Source organism: Enterococcus sp. 3H8_DIV0648, from assembly GCF_002140655.1.
Classification (GTDB): Bacteria; Bacillota; Bacilli; order Lactobacillales; family Enterococcaceae; genus Enterococcus_A; species Enterococcus_A hulanensis.
On record NZ_NGLG01000001.1, the window covers coordinates 1,751,017 to 1,755,476 of the forward strand.

A 4,460-nucleotide genomic window follows, 5' to 3' on the forward strand; every position below is an offset into this window, starting at 1 on the left:
CCCTAATTTAGTGAACTCGTCTTTCATGTTGTGGTACACCACTTCTGATTCGTATTGGGCAGAAGCACCAGCCAAGTATGCCCGTTCTGCTTCGGGAATTCCTAAACGTTCAAAAGTTGTCTTGATTTCTTCTGGTACATCGTCCCAATCGCGGGCTGGTTTGTCACTTGAACGAATGAAGTAATTGATTTTATCGTAATCCAGTTCGGACAAATCAGGTCCATAACCGGGCATGTCTAATTTTCTGAATGTTTCTAAGGATTTCAAACGGAAATCCAACATCCATTCGGGTTCTCCTTTTGCGTGGGAGATTTCACGAATGACTTCTTCTGATAGACCTTCGCCAGTCGTAAAGACCGGTTCGATATCATCGTGGAAGCCAAATTGATATTCCTCTTGCATTTCAGGTACACTCATGTATTCCCGCTCCTTATTCTTATTAATGTATTTATTTTTCTTACAGAAAAATAAGTTTGATGTTCATGCCGTATGTCATTCCTCTATACAATTCTCGAAGCGAAAAGAGGCGCCAACTCTAATGAAAAGGTGAAAATTTTAAACAAGTTCTCTTATTGTCGTTGGCATACGATTCCACTAACGTATTAAAAATACGAAGTGGAACTCGCAACTGGCATCCTATTCTTTATGATATTGCCCTTCGCGAGCTTTTCCCTGTTCGCTGGTCAAAGCTTTGCCTAGAGCTTTCCAAGCAAGTGTTGAGCATTTGATGCGGGCTGGGAATTTTGCGACACCGCTAAGCATCGCCGCATCTCCCAATGCTTCCTCATCTTTTTCAGGGATCTCATTGCCTTGAACCATTTGAGCAAAAATCACTGCTAAATGTTCTGCTTCTGAGACCGGTTTTCCGATCACCGCATCAGTCATCATGGACGCACTGGCGGTTGAAATCGAACAGCCGCTGCCGGAAAATGCAATATCCGTGATCACGTCATCTTTGACGATTAATTCAAGTTCAATCACATCGCCGCAGGTCGGATTGTTCATCTCGATCGTTTGCGTAGAATCACTCAGCTTGCCACGATGATGTGGATGAGAGGAATGATCCAAGATCACCTGCCGATATAAATTATCTAATTTAGATAGCGCCATCTTTGAAAAACTCCTTCGTCGCCTGGATTGCTTCGATCAAACGGTCCGCATCTTCTTTCGTATTGTAGAAATAGAAGCTGGCCCGCGCCGTCGCTGGCAGATTCAAATAATTCATTAATGGTTGAGCACAATGATGTCCTGCTCGCACAGCGACACCTTCCATATCTAAAGCGGTCGCCACATCATGGGGATGGATACCATCCAGATTAAAGGCGATCACGCCGGTATGCTGTTCAGGATCTTGCGGTCCATAAATAGTGACACCGCCGATCTCCTGTAATTTAGGTAAGACATACGCGACTAATTCTTGTTCGTAATGGTGGATATTCTCCATACCGATTTCGTTCAAGTAATCGATCGCACCGCCTAGAGCAATCGCCCCCGCAATGTTCGGAGTGCCGGCCTCGAATTTCCATGGCAGTTCTTTCCACGTACTATCGTAAAGATTTACGAAGTCGATCATTTCACCGCCGAATTCTACTGGCTCCATTTGCTCCAACCAATTGCGTTTGCCATATAATACACCGATTCCCGTTGGTCCGCACATCTTATGCCCGCTAAAGGCAAAGAAGTCCGCATCCAACGCTTGGACATCAACTGTCATATGCGGTGCTGCTTGGGCACCGTCCACGATCATCACGGCATCATGCGCATGAGCCATCTCACCCAATTCTTTAATTGGGTTGATGACACCAAGGACATTTGATACATATGCCAATGAGACGATCGCTGTTTTTTCATTGATAATTTCTTTAGCGGCTGTCATGTCGATAAAGCCTTCGTCCGTCAATGGCAGATAACGCAGTATTGCGCCTTTGCGTTCGACTAATTGCTGCCACGGAATAATATTGGAATGATGCTCCATATACGAAATGACGATCTCATCGCCCTCTTCAATAAAAGCATCGCCATAGCTGCGTGCCAACCAATTCAATCCAGTAGTCGTTCCCCGAGTGAACAAAACTTCAGCTGTTTCCTTCGCATTGATGAAGGCGCGGACTTTTTCCCGACTATTCTCATAATCTTCTGTCGCCCGTTCGGCTAAAGTATGCACGCCGCGGTGAACGTTGGCATTGTCATTCTCATAATAATGGCGCAACACATCCAAGACTTTCGTCGGCTTTTGTGTCGTTGCCGCATTGTCTAAATAAACAAGTGGTTCATCATTTACTTCTTGGAAAAGAATCGGAAAATCTTTTCTAATAGTAGAAAATTCCCTCATTATTTACTCAACTTCCCTTCGATCGTCGCGATCAGTTGCTCTTGAGTGGCTTTGACTGGAATAGCAGTAATAACAGGTCCTAAAAATCCGCGAATAACTAAACGTTCCGCCGCCGCGCGTTCCAACCCGCGACTCATTAAATAGAAGAGTTCATCCGGATCAACCCGACCAACACTGGCCGCGTGCCCAGCAGTTACTTCATTTTCATCAATCAAAAGAATCGGATTGGCATCACCGCGAGATTTTTCAGACAGCATCAATACACGACTTTCTTGTTGTGCATCGGCGCCCTTGGCCCCTTTTAAGATATGCCCGATTCCATTGAAGGTCAAGGTCGATTTATCTAAAATAACCCCGTGCTGTAAAATATGCCCAATCGTATGAGGAGCTTTATTCGTTACGCGAGTATCAATCCCTTGGATTTGTTTGCCGTCACTAATTGCGACGATCTTCACTTCTGAATGAGAGCCTTCGCCGACTAAATCAGAATCAAAGTCTGCGATCACATTGCCGTCATTCATAATCCCGATTGCCCAATCAATCATGGAGTCCCGCATCAAGTAGCCGCGACGATTCATGTACGTTGCGATATTCGCACCTAATGAATCAACCGCTGAGAATTTCACCCGTGCACCTGGCTTCGTGATCACTTCGACGACAACATTACCAGATAATTTCTTCGCCGTATCGCCTTGTGATTCGAAGCGTTCCAAGTAAGAAAATTCACTGTTGTCTTCTGCCACGATCAAAACATGCTTGAAGAAATGCGCCTCAGCATCGCCGTTATGAATAAATAAACTTTCAATCGGTTCTTCGATCACAACATTTTTGGGTACATATAAGAAAACACCATTATTCATGAATGCCGCATGCAGTGCAGTCAATGAATTTTCTTCAACGGGCACTGCTTTTTGCATATAGTATTCTTTGACTAGTTCAGGATGTTCCTGCATCGCTGTGATCAAATCGGTGAAGATCACCCCTTGGTCAGCAAGTTTTGGTGAAATTTGTTCGAATACAGTCGTTTCACCAGCTTGCACGATCATAGGATTGTCGTTCATTTGATCGAAGCTGGGAATCGTTCCTGATGCTTCTTGATGTTCCGGTTTTACATTATAAAGATTCCAACGAGCAAATTTTACCTTTTCAATTACTGGTAAAGGCAGCTCGTCGATTTTATTCAATGCGTTGACACGTAAGTCGGTCATCCATTGAGGTTCGGCCCATTCCGCTGAGTAAGCTTTGACGGTCTCAAGATATTCTGTCCATTTTTTCATCTATCTTGCCCTCCTAAACTTCTTCTTTGTAATCGATACCTAATTCAGCAGAGATGCCTGCGTAGCCTTCAGCTTCTAAACGTTTCGCTAATTCTGCATCGCCAGTCAAGACTACTCGACCATCCATCATGATATGCACCACATCCGGTACGATATAGTTCAATAGACGCTGGTAATGAGTAATGATCAAAGCACCGAAATCTTTGCCGCGCATTTCATTGATTCCCTTAGAAACAACTTTCAACGCATCGATATCCAGACCTGAGTCGATTTCATCTAAGATCGCAAATGTTGGTTCGATCATTAATAATTGTAGAATTTCGTTCCGTTTCTTTTCCCCGCCAGAGAAACCTTCATTTAAATAGCGTTCCGCCATTTCTTCCGGCATGTTCAACAATTCCATTTTTTTATCTAATTTTTTCAAGAATTGCATTACAGAGATTTTATCGTCTTCTTCACGACGAGCATTGATGGCTGCTCGCATGAATTCAGCATTACTGATTCCTGGGATTTCACTTGGATATTGCATCGCTAAGAACAAGCCTAGACGCGCGCGTTCATCAACTTCTAAATCTAAAATATTTTTACCATCGAAAAGAATCTCGCCTTTTGTGACTTCATAGTTTGGGTTTCCCATGATTGCCGCTGATAAAGTCGATTTACCAGTACCATTTGGTCCCATGATGGCATGGATTTCTCCCGTTTTCATCACAAGGTCTACACCCTTTAAAATTTCTTTATCGTCAATGGCAACGTGCAAGTCTTTGATTTCTAAAACTGACATGAAAGTACCTCCAAAATTTTTTCTCGTTCTCACATATTTTAGACTAAATGAGAATGGAATACAAACC

4 protein-coding genes and 1 pseudogene are annotated in these 4,460 nt (G+C 43.5%); all 5 read right to left on the reverse strand.

What is annotated here, in order from left to right; genetic code table 11:
* Positions 1-417 (reverse strand): annotated as a pseudogene (locus A5875_RS08110) (Fe-S cluster assembly protein SufB); the annotation flags it as partial.
* Between the two features lie 219 nt (positions 418-636).
* Positions 637-1,110 carry a Fe-S cluster assembly sulfur transfer protein SufU gene (gene sufU / locus A5875_RS08115; RefSeq protein ID WP_088933121.1) on the reverse strand — a complete coding sequence of 158 codons (474 nt, stop codon included), beginning with the start codon at positions 1,108-1,110 and terminating at the stop codon, positions 637-639.
* Positions 1,097-2,332 (reverse strand): cysteine desulfurase, encoded by a 1,236-nt coding sequence (locus A5875_RS08120; RefSeq protein WP_088933122.1) that lies wholly within the window; start codon positions 2,330-2,332, stop codon positions 1,097-1,099. Before A5875_RS08120 ends, sufU begins: the two co-directional genes overlap by 14 nt.
* Positions 2,332-3,609, reverse strand: coding sequence for a Fe-S cluster assembly protein SufD (gene sufD / locus A5875_RS08125; protein WP_088933123.1), 1,278 nt, complete (start codon positions 3,607-3,609; stop codon positions 2,332-2,334). Before sufD ends, A5875_RS08120 begins: the two co-directional genes overlap by 1 nt.
* A gap of 13 nt (positions 3,610-3,622) precedes the next feature.
* Positions 3,623-4,393: a Fe-S cluster assembly ATPase SufC gene (gene sufC, locus A5875_RS08130; RefSeq protein ID WP_088933124.1), complete on the reverse strand. Its 771-nt coding sequence runs from the start codon at positions 4,391-4,393 to the stop codon at positions 3,623-3,625.
* Positions 4,394-4,460: the final 67 nt, after the last annotated feature.